This window comes from Nitrosomonas ureae, assembly GCF_900206265.1.
GTDB classification, from domain to species: domain Bacteria; phylum Pseudomonadota; class Gammaproteobacteria; order Burkholderiales; family Nitrosomonadaceae; genus Nitrosomonas; species Nitrosomonas ureae_C.
In genome coordinates, this window is sequence record NZ_LT907782.1 from 2,344,211 (window position 1) to 2,365,239 (window position 21,029).

Consider the following 21,029-nt stretch of genomic DNA (forward strand, 5'->3'; position numbering starts at 1 on the left):
TGGCCAACCCGACCCGATCGGGTCGGCCAAGGCAAGAGAATTTTAGCCTTCAATATCACGCTAAAGGACAACAATGACTTATCAAACAATCAATCCGGCAACAGGACAACTGGTTAAAACTTACGCAGATATACCCGATCAGGATTTGGAGAGCGCACTTGCAAATGCTCATTGGGTTTTTGAGGCCGACTGGCGCCATCGCCCGATAGCTGAGCGGAGCAAGATCGTATCTGCAGCAGCCACCATTCTTCGCCAAAAGAGTGAAGAATATGCTCATTATTTAACATTCGAGATGGGAAAACTCACCAACGAAGCGCGCGCGGAAGTCGCTCTTTCTGCCGATATACTGGACTACTACGCCCGAAAAGCCGCGCACTATCTGAAACCGAGAAAACTTCCCGAAACCTCTGCAGCGGAACTGCATATCGAACCTCTCGGTGTTTTACTCGGCATCGAACCATGGAATTTTCCCTACTACCAAATCGCAAGAGTGGCGGGGCCGCAATTAATGGTTGGCAACGTATTGCTGCTCAAACATGCGGAGAATGTGCCGCAATCGGCGCTGGCGTTTGCCCGCTTGTTTGAAGAAGCAGGGGCGCCTACAGGTGTGTATACGAATATATTTGCCAGTATTCCACAGATCAGCGCGATAATCGAGGATCCGCGAGTTCGTGGTGTCACCCTAACCGGTAGTGAACATGCAGGTGCGGTGGTTGCGGAGCATGCCGGCCGCAACCTCAAGAGAGCAGTGCTGGAAATGGGTGGCAGTGATCCGTTGATAGTGCTCGAAGATGCGCCGCTGGAATCAACGCTCAATAGCGCTTTATTCGGGAGGATGTTCAATACCGGTCAATGTTGCGTCGGATCGAAGCGCATCATTGTCGTCGGCAAAGAGCGCGGAAAGGAATTTCTCGATGGTTTTATCCAGCGGATGGCGGCATTGAAAGCCGGAGATCCGGAAGATCCAGAAACTACTCTGGGGCCATTATCTTCCGAGAAAACATTGAACACTTTGTTGCATCAGATTGCACGGGCCAAACAAGACGGCGGAAAAATTGTTCTTGGCGGCAGAAGAATCGATCGGCCTGGCTTCTACCTGGAGCCGACAATACTTACCGGCATCAATCAGGATAACGCAATCCATGCACAGGAATTGTTTGGCCCAGTGGCTTCATTCCAGGTTGTGGAAAATGAGGAAGCAGCGATTCGGTTGGCAAACGCGACGCCATTTGGTCTCGGTGCTTCGATCTTTACTGCCGATGTCGGGCGCGGACGCAGAATCGCAATTAAAATCGACTGCGGCATGGTTTTTATCAATCAACCGGTATGGACAGCCGCCGAACTACCGTTTGGCGGCATCAAACGTTCGGGTTTCGGTCGTGAGCTATCCGAGCTGGGTTTTGGCGCATTTGTCAATGAAAAGCTGATTAACATTGCGCCACCCGATTCACCGCCATGGGGGCCTGTTGCTGTTGGCTAATTGGAGTTTCCGGTGCAAGTGTCATTTGCAAAATATACACCCGCATGCACTGAATTGAAGAAGTGTGCTCGCAGATTATGAATAGTGCTGATCAAAAAATAAAGGCCGCATGTAGCGGCCTTCTCATTTGGTGCATCTTTCTGCTTGTTAGCGTTCAGAGCACAAATCCCAATAAACTATTTCGTTGCATATTCTACGCGAGGTAACTAGAATAATCAATAAAATCATATAGAAACCTTACCTTCAACCGGAGAATACACCATGCTGCATAAGATGCGTTATCGCCTGGCACTTGATTTAGGATCAACTTCACTGGGTTGGGCAATGATTAGATTGAATGCCAACCAGCAACCTTGTGCAGTTATCAAAGCAGGGGTGCGTATTTTCTCAAATGGACGTAATCCCAAGGACGGTTCTTCTTTGGCTGTAACACGACGTGAAGCCCGCAGCATGCGCCGCCGCCGTGACCGTTTGCTCAAACGCAAGGCACGCATGATGCGCACACTCATCGAATATGGTTTTTTCCCCGCGAATGAAACACAGCGCAAAGCGTTGGAAAACCTGAATCCCTATGCGCTACGTGCCAAAGGGTTGAATGAAGCGCTAACCCCTTCTGAATTTGCCCGCGCATTGTTTCATATTAATCAGCGGCGCGGCTTCAAAAGCAATCGCAAAACCGATAAAAGAGATAGTGATAGTGGCGCATTGAAAACTGCGATCAAACAATTGCATTCAGTCCTTGATCCGCAAGGAAATGACGGTAAACCTCGAACAGTCGGCGAATTACTTTACAAGCGTTTTACCGACCTCAGTAAACTGCCGAAGGACCGCACAGTACGTGCCCGCTACCGTCAAGACAAAATCGTCAAAGATGACGGTAAGACCAAGATCGATAAATATTATGATCTCTACATCGATCGTGCCATGATCGAGCAGGAATTCGATGCGTTATGGAAGAAACAATCCGAACTGAATCCAATCTTGTTTACAGAAAATGCTCGAGCCGATCTGAAAGATATTTTGCTATACCAGCGTTCGCTCAAACCGGTCAAACCGGGACGCTGCACTTTTATGCCCGAAGAGGAACGCGCACCACTGGCTTTGCCTAGCACGCAACGCTTCCGTATGTATCAGGAAGTGAATAATCTGCGCATCTTGCGTGAAGGGTTGAAAGAAGAATCATTGACATTGCAACAGCGCGACGATCTGATCAATGCGCTGGAAAAAAACAATAGGCGTACTTTTACGCAAATCAAGAAATTGCTTGGCGTGGGTGGTTCAGTCCAGTTTAATTTTGAAGACCCCAAACGTGAAGAACTTAAAGGCAATACCACCAGCGCCATCCTCGGCAAATCGGAACATTTTGGCGAAGCCTGGTTTGCATTCAATGAAGCCAAGCAAGATGCCATCGTACTGCAATTGATCAAGGAAGAAAATGAAGCCAAACTTGTTCGATGGCTGCAAGACGAGACAGGCATCGATGAAAAAAGCGCTGAAGTTATTGCTAATGCCGGATTGCCGGAAGGTTACGGCAGTTTATGTATCGAAGCGTTGGCACGTATTTTGCCGGAGCTGCGTCGTGATGTGATGACATACGATAAAGCGGTGCAAGCTGCCGGCTTCGAGCATCATAGCAAGCTCAATCGGAATGAAGAAATTCCCGATATTACTTTCAAAATTGAAAGTATCGATCGGAACTCCGGTGAAATCAAGCAATTCCACCTTCATAAGGAACTGCCTTATTACGGCGAATATCTGCAACGTCATGTCGGCTTTGGCAGTGGCAAACCGGAAGATTCCATTGAAAAACGTTACGGCAAAATCGCCAACCCTACGGTGCATATCGGACTCAATCAAATTCGCGTTGTAGTGAATGCGTTGATCAAACGCTACGGACACCCCAGTGAAATAATTGTTGAAGTGGCACGCGACCTGAAGCAAAGCAAAGATCGACGGGATGAAGAAAACAAGCGGCAAGCCGAGAATCAGAAACGTAACGAACGGCTGCGTAAAGATATTGCGGACATTCTGGGAATCAGTGAAGAACGTGTACGTCGGGATGACATTGAGAAAATGATTCTGTGGGAGGAACTTAGTTTTGATCCCGCGGATCGCCGCTGCCCTTATTCCGGTGTTCAAGTGAGTACCGTCATGTTGTTAAGTGATGAAGTGGAAGTCGAACACATCCTGCCTTTCTCGCAAACACTGGATGACAGTCTCAATAATAAAACCGTGGCACTTCGCCAAGCCAATCGCATCAAGGGCAATCGTACACCTTGGGAAGCTTTCGGTACATCAAATATCTCGGGGTTTGACTATTCTGGGATTCTAACCAGAGCTGAATTAATGCCCAAAGCAAAGCGTTACCGCTTCGCCGAAGACGGGTATCAACGCTGGCTAAAAGACGATGCGGGCTTTCTGGCGCGCGCACTGAACGATACGCGCCACTTAAGCAAGATTGCACGTGAATATATGAGCTTGATTTGTCCCAATACGCGCGTCATTCCAGGGCAAATGACCGCTATGTTACGCCGCAATTTTGGCCTGAATGATGTACTCGGATTAAATGGCGAGAAAAACCGCAACGATCACCGTCATCATGCAGTGGATGCCTGCGTAATCGCGGTAACGGATCAGGGCTTGTTACAGCGTTTTGCAGCAGCCAGCGCCAGTGCGCGTGAGCGGCAGCTTAATCGCCTTGTGGAAAATATGCCATTACCGTGGGAGAGTTACAGGGAACATGTCCGGCGCGCCATTGATGGGATTTGGGTTAGCCATAGACCGGATCACAGCCATGAAGGGGCCATGCATAACGATACAGCCTATGGTTTACGAGGTAATGGCAGAGTCAGTTTTCATAAAATGGTGGAAGGAAAACGTGAATACATAGAAGACAGCCTTAAAGTCATTGAAATTACTGATACTAAAGCCATAGATCGGCATGGTCTGTTGCCTACTGGCAAACCGAGACCCTATAAGGGCTACAAAGGTGATAGCAATTATTGTATTGAAATTGTCCGTAATGAAAAAGGCCGCTGGGAAGGCGAGATTATTTCCACGTTTGATGCTTATCAATTAGTACGTAAATATGGCATTGTACAACTGCGGCATCCGGTTTTGAGTGTCAGTGGAAAGCCATTGGTAATGCGGTTAATTCGTAATGATTTTGTGCGATTGGAACATGAAGGAATAATAAGAACCCTACGTGTTTGTAAAATGAGAGAAGACGGTCAAGTTGCACTGGCAGATGTAACTGAAGCCAATGTTGATGCTAGAACCCGAACTAAAGAAATCTGCTATGTTTTTAAAACAGGAGGTTCTCTTCAGAAAGCCAAAGCGCGTCGAATAACCATTTCACCCATCGGCGAACCCCGTGATCCGGGTTTCAAGGAATAACCCAAATGATCGGTCGTATCGTTGAAGTAGCGGATGACCGGCGGCATCTGTTTCTCTCTCGCGGTTTCATGGTGGTCAAAGATACCGAGGGGGAACGCAAGGAATTAGGGCAAATACCCCTGGATGACATTGCGGCGGTTATCGCCAATGCGCATGGCCTGAGTTATACCAACAACCTGCTGGTGGCGCTGGCCGAGCGTTGCGCGCCGTTTGTGCTGTGTGCCGCGAATCACAATGCAGTGGGTATGGTGCTGACGATCGACGGTAATTATCAGCAAGCAAAACGGTTTGATGTGCAGCTTGCTGCCAGTCAACCGCTCAAAAAGCGGCTTTGGGCAGACATTGTCAAATCCAAACTTCAGCAGCAGTCTGACGCGCTTGAGGCTGCAGGAGCACCATTTATTCCGCTGCAAGCTTTGGTGCGCAAAGTACGTTCCGGCGATCCGGATAACTTCGAGGCGCAAGGGGCGCGGCGCTACTGGGGACTTTTATTTGGCGATGATTTCCGCCGCGATCAGCAGAGTGATGGCCTTAACGCTATGCTCAACTATGGTTACACCGTTTTGCGCGCTACTACCGCACGTGCCGTGGTAGCAGCAGGATTGCATCCGACGATCGGCTTGCATCACAGTAATGAAAGCAATGCGATGCGGCTAGTGGACGATTTAATGGAGCCTTTTCGTCCTGTTATTGATTTGAAAGTCTGGCAGTTGCATCAACACGGCGAATCCCAGGTGACACCCGACAGTAAACGTGAGTTGGTCAGAACGGTATATGACGATATGCAAACTAGTGTGGGAGCCACGCCGTTGATGGTCTGTACGCAAAAACTTGCCACCTCGCTGGCGCAAGTTTTTATGGGGGAAAGAAATAAAATGGACTTGCCTTTGCCAGGGCTGCCGCTCGACCTTGCTGCATCATTTATGGAGGACTAACGTGCTATGCTTTCAGGATATCGCTTAATGTGGGTTATTGTCATGTTTGATTTACCTGTCGTTGAAAAAGCTGAGCGCAAAGCCGCGACAGATTTTCGCAATACTCTGTTGGATATGGGTTTTGAAATGTCGCAATTTTCTGTCTACATGCGTTTCTGCAGCAGTCAGAGTCAGATCGATACGTATTGCACGCAAGTAGAAAAAAGCTTGCCTACAGGCGGCAAAGTCAATATCCTGCAATTTACCGACAAGCAATACGAACGCATCATTACTTTTCGCGGAAAAAGCAAACAAGCAAGCAAAAAATCACCCGAACAATATGAACTTTTCTGACAAATATTATGGTTTCTTCACTGGCATGTACATTAACTCCTCTAATAATCATGGGGTTAATGTACAGCTAGTTTAGCATATTGGGATTTGTGCTCTGACCAGAACATCGGCCGTTGACGGAACAGCATAAAGAACAGTTTAGCATATTGGGATTTGTGCTCTGACCAGAACTCTACCCTTCCCTTCCATCGTTATGGCTCAAGTTTAGCATATTGGGATTTGTGCTCTGACCAGAACTCATCAGGCGGCATACGATCCGCGCAGTTAAGTTTAGCATATTGGGATTTGTGCTCTGACCGGAACTTAACAGCTTGACGGCTATCGGTGCTGCTCAGTTTAGCATATTGGGATTTGTGCTCTGACCGGAACTGTAAACACAACCTCAAGAAGCCGCCCGGAAGTTTAGCATATTGGGATTTGTGCTCTGACCGGAACTTGGAAATAAATGGGTTCTGTGAATGACAGTACGAGTATTCAAAATATGGCTGAATCGAGCAAGCAAAGCAGGGACAACATTAGTTATACGAATTTATCTGATAATGATAATAAGAATCGTTTGCAATTGTAAAAATTATTGTGTAATATGCGTACTGTCCATCAATTAGTGATTGGCATACCGCAGCAACCAGCGCATTCTCTCGCGTAGTCGGATGGTAGCAAATTACATTTCTTGTTCTTCCTTGCTGCGTGAACATAAGCCCTCACGCATCACTTGCCCGGCACATTTTGCTCTCTTCCTTTAAATGTGCCGGGTTCCTTTTTAGTATCCGTGTGGTGTTGTCAATAATTTGATCATGACCTTTCCCGGTTCTCCGGTTGATTTACAGCTGATAGCCCAGGTGGCTTCAGGTAGTGTCGGGGAGTTGCTTAAAGAGTGGTTGTCGAGGGGTGTAGAGCACAGCTACGCAATCCTACTTGCGCCGATTGGCGTCTTGGATCATCCGCTATCAATGCAAGGATTGGGCGGAGAATCGATAATTATGGTACGGGATCTATTCGAAGCCAATCCGGATTCAGCTGTGTTGCTGATTGGGGGTAAAAGATTCTCAGACATCGGTAAAGAGTATCTTGGTGCATACTAAAAAGTATGCGGTAGTAACCTTGGTCAGGTGGTATCAAGGCAGTTATTAAGAGTCGCTGGAGACCGATAATCGACGGTAGTTGGTTGATTCTACTGTTTAGATTGATCAGGAGCTGCTTCCGGCGCTGGTTGTGTTTCCGTCACAAAAATTTCCACACGGCGATTTTCCGCTCTATTTTCGGGCGTATTATTTTCAACCATGGGTTCACGGGAGCCGCGGCCATCAATTTGAATGCGTTTAATCGATACGCCCCGGCTCACCAGATAATCTCGCGTGCTGGCAGCCCGATTAACCGATAACGGATTATTAATGGCATCGCTGCCGGTGCTGTCAGTGTGCCCGATGATTTTGACGGCTGTGCCTTCATTACTAATCAGGGTGGTTGCGAAATTATCAAGAATGGGTCTGAAGCCTGATTTGATGTCCGCCCGGCCGGTGTCAAAGGAGATGTCGCTGGGGATATTTAGCTTGAGGCGATTGTCTTCGGTTTGCGTGACTTGCACGCCTGTACCTGCGGTGGCTGTCTCCATTTCCCTTTTTTGTTCTTCCATCCGCTGTGACCACATATAACCGGCGCCAGCGCCAAGCAGAGCGCCTGAGCCTGCACCAATGGCAGCGCCTTTTTTGCCTCCAATCAGTGCACCGATCGCAGCTCCTGTACCCGCGCCAATCGCGGTTCCCTGCGCTGTGCCGCGTTGCGTGTCCGTCATGGTTGCGCAGCCGGTCAACGTTAGGATTAGAGCTTGAACAATTAAAATTGAAAGAGTTTTCATGGGTATCTCCTTGCTACGTTATTTCGTTGCGCAATAGCTGAAACAGCTTTTAGATTACTATTACGATAGTATTTAGAGAACATAACCACTCACTTGATATTTCATAGGCAATGATGAGTATCATATCAGTAAATATAATAAGATGTTACATTGAAATGCCAATAAACTTTCAAGTTGTATTATTGCTGATGCATATCCGACTTAATGGTATCTGCATTTTATGCTAAATATACTGTGCCGGAGAAATTCTGATTTCTTCTATGCGGGGATTCGGTTCCGCTGCAGTTGCAGCGAATGTAATATTGATTTTGTCAGGCTCCGATATACGCGCAAGCTGATCGATAAAGGCAAGATATTCCGCATGGGTTTGGAAATTTTTGCTGGCATCGGTAGTTACAAATTGAATACGCCAGCATAGATGATATTGATCCGCTGCAGTTAATGCCCAACCAGAGAAAACCTGGCGTACTCCTGGAATCGCGCATAATGTTTCGCGGCTTCGTTCGATAAAGGTTTCTATGTGTTGCAAATAGCGTTCTTCAACATTGTAAGCAATGATTTGCTCTACAGGTTGCCAAGCACGACACTGAATCAATACTTCTGCGGCGCGGCCGGCCGAACCCCAACGATGCATGCATAGACTGACTTGCTCCTGGAGGTTATTTTTAACATCGCGCATCGTTTCAATATAGCCTTTTTTAGCGCGTGTTTGAACGTTGGAGCGAATGGTGGCAGCAGCAATATCTGAAAGTTCTGTGTAGCAGTTGATTTTAGCAACGCCATTTAAAATCAGCTTATGGTATTGATCCTCAATCAGTCCGCTACCTCCATGCAGTACTAATGGAATCCCAAGTTCGTCATTGATTCGTTTCAGGCGCTTGAAGTCCAGTTTGGCTCTACTGCTCTGACGACCATGGACAGTGCCAATGGAAACCGCTAAAAAATCAACTTTGGTGCGGTTAACATAAACTTTGGCTTCTTCTGCAGAGGTATAAATGATACCGCCTAAGTGATTGAGAGCATTTTCCCCTTCCGTGCCGCCGACAAAACCAAGCATTCCTTCAATGGCGGCACCACTGGCGTGAGCGATCTCTGTTGCGCGGCTGGTGTGAGCGATATTGACGGTAAATGCTTCTGAAGATACATCCAGCATGACACTATTGCAGCCCAGATTAATTGCCTGGACGATGGATTCGTGCTGTTTTGCGTGATCAAAGTGGATTGCTACCGGTACTTTAGCCAATTGTGCTACACGTTCAACTGCCGGTAAGATTAATCTGAAATCATGCTGACCGAAGAGCGGCTGGGAAAGGTTGATAATGACGGGGGAGCGGCAGCATTCGGCTGCCGTGATAATAGCCTCCAGGAAATCCAGACTCACCAATCCGAAACCACCGATTGCGTAGTTATTTTGATAAGCATGCTGCAACATGTCGCGCATATCTACGAGTGGCATTTGTATCCTCTCTGTTTTAAGGGGCTCGTATTATTATCTTAAATCAATCGCAAGCGTTTCGAGTGCAGTGTTCAGATCATCCAGCGCGGATCCCATGATGAGACCGGCGCAACTGTGATACAACCATAATTCACAGCCCACAGGACGGTGTAGATTGCTACGCGCATGTATCTTAAACTCACGCCAAGCCAGAATAGGACGATCCTCATCGTTACTGTCCACACATAACCACTCGGCATTATCCAGGATGACTTCCAATCCACGATGCTGTCGCAATGTGACGCGCAGTGGATGTCCTAAGCGCAGCAGCGCTAGCCGACCGCGGTTATAACACACCGCCTCTATCTTTTTTGGGAAAATGCGCCAGGGTCGAATCAGCGTTTCCATCGCTATCAAGATTTTGTTTCAAATTCTTATTATATCAGTCTGCTTCTTTTGCTTTGGGTTTACTATCAGGTGACGCCTCAAGAAAAACGCGACTGGCAAGAATATCTTCCGCTTCCAGTGTAATCAGATCATTTTTGGACAATGATTTCTTGGTTCCGGAAAATAAACGATTTGCCTGACGCAGTCTAGCCCGATCAAGCGCGTTACGAACCGAGCGGGCGTTTGCAAAATGCTCCGATTTCATCCGCAAGCGGATATATTTTCCAAAAGCCTCTTCTCCGGCTTTGCTAAAACAATAATTCTGAGCTTCCAACATCAATTTGGCGATCGAAACTAGCTCATCCGCACCGTAATCAGGGAAGTCGATGTGGTGCGCGATACGCGACCGCATACCCGGATTGCTATGAAAAAATTTATCCATGCGATCTTTATAACCAGCCAGGATGACGACCAAATCTTCGCGGTTATTTTCCATCGTTTGCAACAGAATTTCTATGGATTCCGCGCCATAATCACGTTCGTTCTCTGGCTTATAAAGGTAATAAGCTTCATCGATGAAAAGAACGCCGCCCATCGCTTTTTTTATAACTTCTTTTGTTTTGGGCGCAGTATGCCCGATATATTGGCCAACCAAGTCGTCCCGGGTTACTGAAACCAGGTGGCCCTCACGCACATAGCCCAAGCGATGCAGGATTTCCGCCATGCGCAGGGCCACTGTCGTTTTTCCGGTGCCAGGGTTGCCGGTAAAGCACATATGCAAACTGGGAGCGCCCGCTGATAATCCCAGTTGCTTGCGAACGCGATCGACCAGCAACAATGCTGCAGTCTCACGAATACGAGTCTTTACAGGAATTAAGCCAATCAACTCACGGTCCAGTTTATCCAGTACTTCTTGGATATTTGTGTTACGAAACTCTGCATCCAAATCAATTGATGGATCCTTGGATGAAATTAAGTTTTTAGATTGCTTAGGCATGTTTGATCACTCATAGAGGTCTCATGGGATAAATGCTTAAATTGCATCATACTAATGAGTCTTTCGACGGCTTCCATTTAATCCAATTATGTTGGATTGGTTAACTCATTTCTCTCTCCATCAGGAGAGAGAAATTTTGCCTCTAATTGCTAATAACGCTCGGCTTCCGGTTTGTCGGTGGCATAGGAATGAATGGTGTAACTAACGCTTCGTCCAGCGCCTTCCTGGCGTACTAAACTAAACCCTGGCTCTTTTTTGGGCCGGTTAACAATATACGACATGGTTGGGCTTTCCACTCCACGTGTCGAGTTAAATGCAGTGACACGAATGTAATGGTTTGGAAAAGTTTTGCGGCAACTATTGATTTCTAACAAAATTCCCGCAGGATCCTTCAAATCAAACATTGGATTGCCGAACATTTCCCAATAGGTATTACGTGGGTGAGGATCATCAGTGTATTCAATCCCTATTGCCCAGCCATTTTTCAGCGCATACTTAAGCTGTGCGGAAATTTGCTTGTCGGTCAACGGAGGCAGAAAAGAGAATTGTCCCTGTGTGAGTACATTCCCGTGATTGGTCATCATAATTGTTTCTCCTGAAAAGATTAAGCGTTTGCAGTTGTGGATGGCACAAAATCAGCGGTATCCGTGGAGTCGTAGTTAAAGGTGATATCTTTCCACGTATCCAATGCTTGTTTGAGCGGTGTGCACCATTTCGCTGCATCCGCAAGAATTTGCGGACCTTCTTTTACGTAATCCCGACCTTCATTGCGTGCCAGAATCATAGCTTCGAGTGCTACACGGTTTGCTACTGCTCCAGCTTGAATGCCCTGGGGATGTCCAATGGTACCGCCGCCAAACTGCAATACTACATCTTCACCGAGGTAATCGATCAACTGATGCATCTGACCCGCATGAATTCCACCGGAAGCAACCGGCATGCATTTATTCAACGACGCCCAGTCCTGATCAAAGAACAATCCATGTTCCAGGCTTTTTTCCGTGCGTGTTTCACGTAAAGTATCGTAGAAACCTTTGATCATGAGTGGATCACCTTCTAGTTTTCCTACAACTGTGCCAGCGTGGATATGATCGACACCCGCCATGCGCATCCACTTACAAATTACGCGGAAATTCATGCCGTGATTTTTTTGACGTGAATAAGTTGAATTACCCGCACGATGCAAATGCAATATCATGTCGTTCCTGCGCGCCCATTTTGCCATCGACTGAATCGCGGTATAACCGACCACCAAATCGATCATGACAATAACTGAACCCAGAGATTTTGCAAACTCAGCTCTCTCATACATGTCTTCCATAGTGCCGGCGGTAACGTTCAAATAATGTCCTTTGACTTCACCGGTAGCGGCTGAGGCCTTGTTCACTGCTTCCATGCAATACAGGAAGCGGTCGCGCCAATGCATAAAAGGTTGCGAATTAATATTTTCATCATCCTTCATGAAATCCAGGCCGCCTTTAAGTCCCTCGTAAACCACGCGGCCATAGTTTCTGCCCGAGAGACCTAATTTAGGTTTGGTGGTAGCGCCGAGCAAGGGGCGACCGAATTTATCCAAGCGTTCACGTTCAACCACAATACCCGTTGCAGGACCTTGAAAAGTTTTCAGGTAAGCTACGGGAATGCGCATATCTTCAAGGCGCAGCGCTTTGACTGCCTTAAAGCCAAACACGTTACCGATAATGGATGCGGTTAAGTTTGCGATCGAGCCTTCTTCGAATAAATCGATGTCATAGGCGATATAGGCAAAGTATTGCGCCTCATTATTGGTACCCGGGCCTGTGTTGGGTACCAGCTCTGACTTATATGCTTTGGCACGATAAAGCTCACAAGCGGTGAGTCGGTCAGTCCATACTACGGTCCAGGTCGCGGTGGAAGATTCACCAGCCACTGCAGCAGCAGCTTCTTCATGATCCACACCGGGTTGCGGTGTAATACGGAACATGGCGATAACATCCGTGTCTTTGGGTACATAAGCAGGTTCCCAATAACCCATTTTTTTATACGGAATAACTCCTGATTTGTAACGTTCTTTACCTTCTTTCATCGTTTGTGAAGCCATCATATTCTCCAGGTAATTGATAAAAAACCACGCTATATACTTCTAGTTAGGAGGTGTCTAACAGCGGGTCAGATATAGTGTAGAATCGCTAAATGATAAATAACAATCAATTGTTTCGATAGTTATAATAGACTTCTCTCTATATATTAAATGGAAATACCGGGAGCTTTATGCGTCATAGCACATTGCGACAGCTTGAGGTTTTTGAGGCGATCGCTCGATTGAAGAGTTTTACCCGAGCAGCTGAGGAATTATTTCTGACACAACCGACTGTATCGATGCAAGTCAAGAAATTGACCGAAGAGATTGGTTTACCCTTATTTGAGCAAGTCGGCAAAAAAATCTATCTGACCGATGCGGGAGAAGAGCTATATCGAACCTGTCTGGGCATTTTTGACCATTTCTCCCGTTTCGAGATGATTGCTTCCGACATGAAAGGATTGAAATCAGGGAAACTCCGGCTCGCGGTAGTGACCACTGCAAAATATTTCGTTCCACGATTATTGGGTATGTTTTGCCAGAAATATCCCGGCATAGACGTTGCGCTGAAAGTGACGAATCGTGAGCATATCCTGGAGCGATTAACCGGTAATCAAGATGATCTTTATATCTTAGGTCAAGTTCCGGATGCAGTGGATGCGGTGGCGGAAATTTTTTTGGATAATCAATTGGTTGTTTTGGCATCTGCCGATCATCCATTGGCGACTAAAAAAAAGATCACCATCAAGCGCATTTGTGATGAACCCTTTATTATGCGAGAACCAGGTTCCGGAACAAGAATAGCGACCGAGCTTTTTTTCTCAAAGCATAATAAAAAACTGAAGGTTCGCATGGAGTTAGGTAGCAATGAAGCGATTAAGCAAACCGTCGCAGGCAGATTGGGTATTGCTGTATTATCGCGACATACCCTGGCGCTGGATGCGCAGATAGGGCAGCTGGCGATACTGGATGTTGAAGGATTTCCGATTGAACGTCATTGGTATTTTGCTTATTCATCCGGCAAGCAGTTGTCGATTGTTGCGCAGACATTCTTAAGCTATTTACGGCAGGCTAATAATTTGCTCGATAATTTGACATGCCGCCATGTGACTTCCGGGCATTGCCCACTATTGGAAAATGAAACAAGCATACGATCCGATGGGGAGGCGTCAGCGTAATTGAAGAGGTACTTTTAATATATTTGCTGATGGGAATTTTACAATGACTCAATATATTGCCTGGTTTGATCAACTGACGATGAAAGATGTAAACCGGGTTGGCGGTAAGAATGCTTCGCTGGGCGAAATGATCAGTCATCTTGCGCAAGCGGGGGTTAGTGTGCCTGCAGGGTTTGCTACTACGACGCAAGCGTACCGTGAGTTTCTGATTGCCAATAGATTGGTCGATCGCATCAATCATTTACTGAATGGATTGGATGTCGATGATATCCATGCGCTGACTGCCGCTGGCCGAACGATTCGCAGCTGGGTATTGGATGCTGTGCTGCCAGTCGCTATTTCACAAGCGATAGCACAAGCCTACGAAGTACTGGTTGCCCATGACGGGAAGTGCGATGAGGTTTCTTTTGCCGTGCGTTCTTCAGCGACTGCTGAGGACTTGGCCGATGCCTCATTTGCCGGTCAGCAGGAAACATTGCTGAATGTTCGCGGGCTGGATCAAATCATGGCAGCGGTCAAAATCGTATTTGCTTCACTGTATAACGACCGGGCGATTGCATACCGCGTGCATCAGAATTTTCCTCACGACAAAGTGTATTTGTCTGCCGGAATTCAGAAAATGGTACGCAGCGACCTGGGCGCGAGCGGGGTGATGTTTACCCTGGATACCGAATCCGGTTTCCGGGACGTGGTTTTCATTACATCGGCGTATGGGCTGGGTGAAACCATTGTGCAGGGCACTGTCAATCCGGATGAATTCTATATCTACAAACACGGACTTACGGCTGGTAAGCCTGCCATTCTATCGCGACGTTTAGGTACCAAAGCCATCGAGATGATTTATGGCGAGAACACAGATGGCACCGATGCGGCGAATTCGTTTACGCTGACACGCGATGTTGAGCATGAGCGGCGCACACGTTTTTCTCTATCGGATACTCAGGTGGAGGCATTGGCACGCCAAGCCATGATCATCGAGCAGCATTATGGCCGCCCTATGGATATTGAATGGGCATTAGACGGACTGGATGAGCAGTTGTATATTGTGCAGGCGCGCCCGGAAACTGTGGAAAGCCGATCCACAGCGGTTCTGGATCGATATAAACTTAATGGCAGGGGTGTGGTGTTGACCGAAGGCCGTTCGATTGGCAGCAAGATTGCTCAGGGAGCAGCGCGTTTGACCATGGGAGTGGATCAGATGCATAAAATTCGCCCAGGTGATGTGCTGGTGACGGATATGACCGATCCCGATTGGGAACCGATTATGAAGCGCGCATCAGCCATTGTGACCAACCGTGGCGGGCGCACCTGCCATGCGGCGATTGTAGCCAGGGAGATGGGTATTCCGGCGGTGGTTGGTTGCGGCGATGCAACCGGGTCGATCAAAGACGGAATGGACGTGACAGTGTCCTGTGCGGAAGGTGATACCGGGTTTGTCTATGAGGGAATACTGCCATTCGAGCATACCACGTCCGATACCGGCCAGTTGCCGGATTTGCCAGTCAAAATGATGCTGAATGTAGGGAATCCTTCACACGCTTTTTCTTTCTCACGTATGCCGAATCAAGGGGTCGGATTGGCCCGGCTGGAATTTATTATCAATAACATGATCGGTATTCACCCCAAGGCATTGTTGGAATTCGACCGGCTGCCAGATGCGCTGAAACAGACTATCGGCACCCGTATCGCAGGTTACCAAAATCCCGTTGATTTTTATGTTGGGAAATTGATCGAGGGCATTGCTACGCTGGCGGCGGCATTTTATCCGCATGCGGTGATTGTGCGCACGTCCGATTTTAAATCAAATGAGTATGCGAATCTGATCGCGGGAAATCGTTATGAGCCTCAAGAAGAAAACCCGATGATCGGTTTTCGCGGTGCTTCGCGCTATGTGTCGGCTGCCTTTCGTGATTGTTTTGAACTCGAATGCCAAGCATTACGCAAAGTACGCGATGAGATGGGATTGACCAATGTTGAAATCATGATTCCGTTTTGCCGCACCTTGGAAGAAGCTGAGCAAATAGTTTCTTTATTTGCTTCGCAAGGATTGGTGCGCGGGGAGAATGGCTTACGATTGATCATGATGTGCGAAATCCCATCAAATGCAATATTGGCGGAAGAATTTTTGCAGTATTTTGATGGTTTTTCCATCGGCTCCAACGACATGACGCAATTGACGCTGGGAATTGATCGCGACTCAAGTCTGGTTGCTCATGTGTTTGACGAACGCAACCCGGCGGTCAAGAAACTGCTGAAAATGGCTATCGATGCTTGTCATAAACAAGGAAAGTATATCGGCATTTGCGGGCAAGGTCCTTCGGATTACCCGGATTTTGCCGCATGGCTGTATGAACAGGGCATCAGCAGCTTATCGCTAAACCCCGATTCGGTTCTGCAAACCTGGCTTGATCTGGCAAAACTGAGCCAACGATGACGCCGCAGAAACGCACTGTTTTTTATTTATCCAACCGTACCGGTATTACCGCGGAAACGCTCGGGCACAGTCTGTTAACGCAATTTGACGGTATCACGTGGAGCACCGTCAACGTGCCGTTTCTGGATGATATCGAGAAAGCCCGGGCTGTGCTGGCGCAGATTAATCAGGCCGCTGTAGACGATGGTTACCGGCCTTTGGTCTTCAGTACTTTGTTGAAGCCTGAGATTCTCGAAGTGATTAAACAGGCCAACTGCCGCATGTATGATTTTTTTGAAACTTTTATTCGTTCCATCGAAGAGGAATTGCATCAGCCGTTTATACGCATAGCCGGGCGTTCCCATGGCCAGCATCATTTATCGTATTTCAAACGTATTGCCGCGGTTAATTATGTGCTGGCGCATGATGACGGTGTCAATCCCAAGCATTACGCTGATGCCGATATCATTCTGATTGGTGTCTCGCGTTCCGGTAAAACACCGACTTGTCTTTACTTAGGATTGCAGTATGGTATCGCTGCCGCAAATTACCCGCTCACCCCGGACGACATGACTGTTCACCAGATCCCCAAGATATTGGAAAATGTGCGCAGTAAACTGTTCGGCTTGACTTTAACGCCGGCGCAGCTGCATTTTATCCGTCAGGAACGCCGTCCAGACAGCGAATACGCATCGCTCGCGCAATGCCAGCGAGAATTGCAATGGCAGGAAGCGCTGTTTCGCGAGTTCGATATTCCTTATTTGGATACCACGCGCATTTCGATCGAAGAAATCAGTGTCATTATATTGAATAGATGTGGACTGAGAAGGCAATTGTATGGGTGACGGTGATTCTTTTTAGAAACCTGTGGGTTACTCTATAAAGCTCGGTGTTATTCATAAACAGCGGGAGGTGATTTGATCCTTCAAGCTTTTGTGCTTGGGTACAAAGAAAATAAAAAAGCACATCAGCTGCCTGATGTGCTTTTGTTGATGAATTAATCAATAATCGTTATAGCAGAGGAATGATCAGCAATGCCACAATGTTGATGATTTTGATCAGTGGATTAATTGCCGGACCGGCTGTGTCCTTGTAAGGATCGCCCACGGTATCGCCTGTTACCGAGGCTTTGTGAGCTTCGCTGCCTTTGCCGCCAAAATGTCCGTCTTCAATGTGCTTTTTAGCATTATCCCAAGCGCCGCCACCGGTTGTCATCGAAATAGCCACGAACAAGCCGGTCACGATAGAGCCCATCAATACGCCACCCAGAGCTTGCGGTCCCAGGATCACGCCGACCAACAGAGGAATCAGCACGGGCAATAACGAAGGAATCATCATCTCCCTGATCGCCGCTTTAGTCAGCATATCCACGGCACGTGAATAGTCCGGTTTGCCTGTGCCTTCCATAATGCCTGGAATTTCCTTGAATTGACGGCGCACTTCAATTACCACCGATCCGGCGGCACGCCCAACAGCTTCCATCGACATGGCGCCAAACAGGTAAGGAATCATACCGCCGATAAACAAACCGATAATCACCATGTGATTGGATAAATCGAAGGATAACTCGAATCCGGCATGTTCCAGCGCATGGGTGTAGTCGGCAAACAATACTAAGGCTGCCAGTCCTGCCGAGCCGATGGCGTAACCTTTGGTAACCGCTTTAGTCGTATTGCCAACCGCGTCCAGAGGATCGGTGATGGCACGGACTGAATCGGGCATTTCTGACATTTCAGCAATACCTCCTGCGTTATCGGTAATCGGACCATATGCATCCAAAGCCACAATAATGCCGGTCATCGACAACATGGATGTTGCAGCAATCGCAATGCCATACAGGCCTGCCAGGGCATACGCCAGCAAGATGCTGATACACACTGCCAGAACCGGTGCTGCGGTTGCACGCATTGAAACACCCAAGCCGGCAATAATATTGGTTGCATGTCCGGTAGTGGAAGCTTCAGCAATATGTTGAACCGGTGGATAATCGGTAGAGGTATAGTATTCGGTAATCACTACCATCAGTCCGGTCAACACCAAGCCGATTGCAGCAGCCAGAAATACGCGCAGAACCAGCATACCGCCCGCAATCTCCGTGCCATCCACGATCAGTGACATATCACTCATAAACCAAACGGTCACTGGCAAGTACGCTAACAGAGCGATACCACCCGCAACAGCCAAGCCGCGATAAAGTGCATTCATGATGGTGCCGCCATCACGCATCTTGACGTAATAACAACCGACAATCGAAGCGATAATCGATACCGCACCGAGCATCAGTGGAAATATAACCGCACTGGTTGCGTTTGCAGTGAACAATAATGCGCCCAGTATCATAGTTGCGATAATGGTAACCGCGTAGGTTTCAAACAAATCCGCTGCCATGCCCGCACAGTCGCCCACGTTATCACCCACGCTATCAGCAATGACGGCTGGATTGCGAGGATCATCTTCAGGGATACCGGCTTCGACTTTACCGACCAGATCCGCGCCCACATCGGCACCTTTGGTGAATATCCCACCACCCAGCCGCGCAAAAATGGAAATCAAAGATCCGCCGAATGCAAAGCCGATCAATGGCTTGATAACATCACTGACAGATTGATTGGGGTCGGCGCCATCAAACAGCATGGCACAGTATCCGGCAACGCCTAACAGACCTAAGCCAACAACCAGCATTCCGGTAACCGCACCGCCTCGGAAAGCAATCGCAAGCGCTTCATTCAATCCAATGCTCGCTGCCTGAGCAGTACGCACATTTGATTGGACTGAGACCGTCATCCCCAGAAAGCCTGCGGCACCTGAAAGAATTGCGCCTAGAGCAAAACCAATAGCCGTGTCCCAACCGAGCGCTATCCAGAGCGCAAAAAACAATACAGCGCCTACCATGCCGATTGTCATGTACTGACGTTTCAGGTATGCGGAGGCACCCTCTTGAATCGCTTTTGCAATTTCTTGCATACGCTGGTTGCCTGTAGATTGATCAAAAATACCCTTAATCCAAATACCACTGAATACAAGGGCTACAATCGCGCTAAGAATTGCGATAACTAAACCACTAGCCATAGAGAACTCCAATTAAAGTCAGACCATAAAAATCAAATGTGAAATCCTGGCCTAATTAATTCCACATTATTAAACACTTGTAAAAAATCAGAAATCAGGCTGTATTTTATCTGTTCTTGCTTGCCGAATGCATCAAATATTTATGAAATTAAGATTGTAAGGTGTTTGAAATCCAATTGTTTGGCTTCCATACAACACCTTATGCAATCTTAATCTTGCTGATAACTAAATTTTGAATTCATCCAGCTTCTTTGGAACCGCAACATTTTTGAGGCGCACATAGTCCGGTAAACCATCCTTATAGGGTGGATAATCTTCACCTTCAATCAATGGCGCCAAGTATTCACGGCATGCTTGGGTAATGCCAAATCCATCTTCGCTGATAAAATTATCCGGCATCATTTTTTCAACATTGGCAACATTGGATAGCTGTGCCATACCTACCGACCATTTATAGGGCGAACTGGATTCGCGCACGATGGTAGGCATTACCGAATTGTGTCCCGCCAGGGCATATTCCACGGCTGCCTTGCCCATAGCATAGGCTTGTTCCACGTCAGTTTTGGAGGCGATGTGACGTGCTGCGCGTTGTAGATAGTCCGCAACGCCCCAGTGATATTTCAGGCCCAAGCCATCTTTGATGATATTGGCCACTACCGGAGCAACCCCGCCCAATTGCGCATGCCCGAAGGCATCACGCAAACCTTGATCAGACAAGAAATTACCGTCTTCCCCTTTAACGCCTTCCGAGACCACCACTGAACAATATCCGTATTCCTTGACATAGCGATCCACCGTGGCAAGAAACTTTTCCTTATTGAAAGTTACTTCCGGAAACAGGATCACGATCGGGATCTCGCAGTCCGGACTGGATGCCAAACCACCGGCAGCAGCGATCCATCCCGCATGACGTCCCATGACTTCAAGTACAAAAACCTTGGTTGAAGTCTTGGACATGCTGGCCACATCAAAGCTGGCTTCGCGTGTGGATACTGCGATGTATTTGGCGACTGAACCAAAGCCGGGGCAGCAATCCGTGATCGGCAAATCATTATCAACGGTTTTGGGAACATGAATCGCCTGAATCGGATATCCCAACGTGTCTGATATCTGTGAAACCTTCAAGCAGGTATCTGCCGAATCGCCTCCGCCGTTGTAGAAAAAGTACCCGATATCGTGCGCTTTGAACACTTCGATCAAACGTTCGTATTCGCGCCGATTTTGTTCCAGACTCTTCAATTTATAGCGACAAGAACCAAACGCGCCGGATGGGGTGTGACGTAACCCGGCAATCGCTGCAGCCGAATCGGCATTGGTATCGATGAGATCTTCGGTTAAGGCACCGATAATACCGTTGCGACCTGCGTAAACGGTGCCAATTTTGTCAGTATGCTGGCGCGCCGTTTCCAGAACACCTGCGGCGGAAGCGTTAATGACCGCTGTCACACCGCCGGATTGGGCATAGAATGCATTTTTAATTGCCATATTTTTC

The 21,029-nt window shown here is 47.7% G+C and carries 16 protein-coding genes and 1 CRISPR repeat array; of the genes, 8 read left to right on the top strand and 8 right to left on the bottom strand.

Annotated features, from left to right (window positions below):
- The first annotated feature begins 73 nt into the window (after positions 1-73).
- From CPG39_RS10885 to CPG39_RS10905, 5 genes are all read left to right on the top strand, one after another.
- Positions 74-1,480: an NAD-dependent succinate-semialdehyde dehydrogenase gene (locus tag CPG39_RS10885; RefSeq protein ID WP_096293458.1), complete on the top strand. Its 1,407-nt coding sequence runs from the start codon at positions 74-76 to the stop codon at positions 1,478-1,480.
- Positions 1,481-1,741: 261 nt separating this feature from the next.
- A complete protein-coding gene (gene cas9 / locus CPG39_RS10890; protein ID WP_172424116.1) occupies positions 1,742-4,876 on the top strand; it encodes a type II CRISPR RNA-guided endonuclease Cas9 in 3,135 nt (1,044 codons plus the stop codon).
- A 5-nt stretch (positions 4,877-4,881) separates the two neighbouring features.
- Positions 4,882-5,811 (top strand): type II CRISPR-associated endonuclease Cas1, encoded by a 930-nt coding sequence (gene cas1, locus CPG39_RS10895; RefSeq protein WP_096293460.1) that lies wholly within the window; start codon positions 4,882-4,884, stop codon positions 5,809-5,811.
- 42 nt (positions 5,812-5,853) lie between these two features.
- Positions 5,854-6,144 carry a CRISPR-associated endonuclease Cas2 gene (cas2, locus tag CPG39_RS10900; RefSeq protein ID WP_197702875.1) on the top strand — a complete coding sequence of 97 codons (291 nt, stop codon included), beginning with the start codon at positions 5,854-5,856 and terminating at the stop codon, positions 6,142-6,144.
- Between the two features lie 69 nt (positions 6,145-6,213).
- Positions 6,214-6,580: a CRISPR direct-repeat array (repeat unit 37 nt; unit sequence AGTTTAGCATATTGGGATTTGTGCTCTGACCGGAACT).
- Positions 6,581-6,938: 358 nt separating this feature from the next.
- Positions 6,939-7,226, top strand: a complete 288-nt coding sequence (locus tag CPG39_RS10905) for a hypothetical protein (protein ID WP_096293462.1) — start codon at positions 6,939-6,941, stop codon at positions 7,224-7,226.
- 89 nt (positions 7,227-7,315) lie between these two features.
- On the opposite strand, the gene CPG39_RS10910 is transcribed toward CPG39_RS10905, so the two are convergent.
- From CPG39_RS10910 to CPG39_RS10935, 6 genes are all read right to left on the bottom strand, one after another.
- Positions 7,316-7,999 carry an OmpA family protein gene (locus CPG39_RS10910; protein ID WP_096293463.1) on the bottom strand — a complete coding sequence of 228 codons (684 nt, stop codon included), beginning with the start codon at positions 7,997-7,999 and terminating at the stop codon, positions 7,316-7,318.
- Between the two features lie 223 nt (positions 8,000-8,222).
- The gene (locus CPG39_RS10915; RefSeq protein ID WP_096293465.1) at positions 8,223-9,455 is read right to left on the bottom strand and encodes a class II fructose-bisphosphate aldolase; all 1,233 of its coding nucleotides are present in this window, start codon (positions 9,453-9,455) and stop codon (positions 8,223-8,225) included.
- A 33-nt stretch (positions 9,456-9,488) separates the two neighbouring features.
- Positions 9,489-9,842 (bottom strand): hypothetical protein, encoded by a 354-nt coding sequence (locus tag CPG39_RS10920; RefSeq protein ID WP_096293467.1) that lies wholly within the window; start codon positions 9,840-9,842, stop codon positions 9,489-9,491.
- Between the two features lie 34 nt (positions 9,843-9,876).
- Entirely contained in the window at positions 9,877-10,818 is a 942-nt protein-coding gene (gene cbbX, locus CPG39_RS10925) for a CbbX protein (RefSeq protein ID WP_013648679.1), read from the bottom strand.
- 149 nt (positions 10,819-10,967) lie between these two features.
- Positions 10,968-11,402 carry a ribulose bisphosphate carboxylase small subunit gene (locus tag CPG39_RS10930; RefSeq protein WP_096293469.1) on the bottom strand — a complete coding sequence of 145 codons (435 nt, stop codon included), beginning with the start codon at positions 11,400-11,402 and terminating at the stop codon, positions 10,968-10,970.
- Between the two features lie 20 nt (positions 11,403-11,422).
- Positions 11,423-12,898, bottom strand: coding sequence for a ribulose-bisphosphate carboxylase large subunit (locus CPG39_RS10935; protein ID WP_231990448.1), 1,476 nt, complete (start codon positions 12,896-12,898; stop codon positions 11,423-11,425).
- Between the two features lie 170 nt (positions 12,899-13,068).
- On the opposite strand from CPG39_RS10935, the gene CPG39_RS10940 reads away from it, so the two are divergent.
- From CPG39_RS10940 to CPG39_RS10950, 3 genes are read left to right on the top strand one after another with little or no spacing between them, the layout of a single operon-like run.
- Entirely contained in the window at positions 13,069-14,055 is a 987-nt protein-coding gene (locus tag CPG39_RS10940; protein WP_096293473.1) for a LysR family transcriptional regulator, read from the top strand.
- 43 nt (positions 14,056-14,098) lie between these two features.
- Positions 14,099-16,489 carry a phosphoenolpyruvate synthase gene (gene ppsA, locus CPG39_RS10945; protein WP_096293474.1) on the top strand — a complete coding sequence of 797 codons (2,391 nt, stop codon included), beginning with the start codon at positions 14,099-14,101 and terminating at the stop codon, positions 16,487-16,489.
- Positions 16,486-17,313, top strand: coding sequence for a pyruvate, water dikinase regulatory protein (locus CPG39_RS10950; protein ID WP_096293476.1), 828 nt, complete (start codon positions 16,486-16,488; stop codon positions 17,311-17,313). The genes ppsA and CPG39_RS10950 overlap by 4 nt, the downstream gene beginning before the upstream one ends.
- Positions 17,314-17,479: 166 nt before the next feature.
- On the opposite strand, the gene CPG39_RS10955 is transcribed toward CPG39_RS10950, so the two are convergent.
- Positions 17,480-19,537 carry a sodium-translocating pyrophosphatase gene (locus CPG39_RS10955; RefSeq protein WP_096293478.1) on the bottom strand — a complete coding sequence of 686 codons (2,058 nt, stop codon included), beginning with the start codon at positions 19,535-19,537 and terminating at the stop codon, positions 17,480-17,482.
- A gap of 225 nt (positions 19,538-19,762) precedes the next feature.
- Positions 19,763-21,022: a 6-phosphofructokinase gene (locus tag CPG39_RS10960; protein ID WP_096293480.1), complete on the bottom strand. Its 1,260-nt coding sequence runs from the start codon at positions 21,020-21,022 to the stop codon at positions 19,763-19,765.
- Positions 21,023-21,029: the final 7 nt, after the last annotated feature.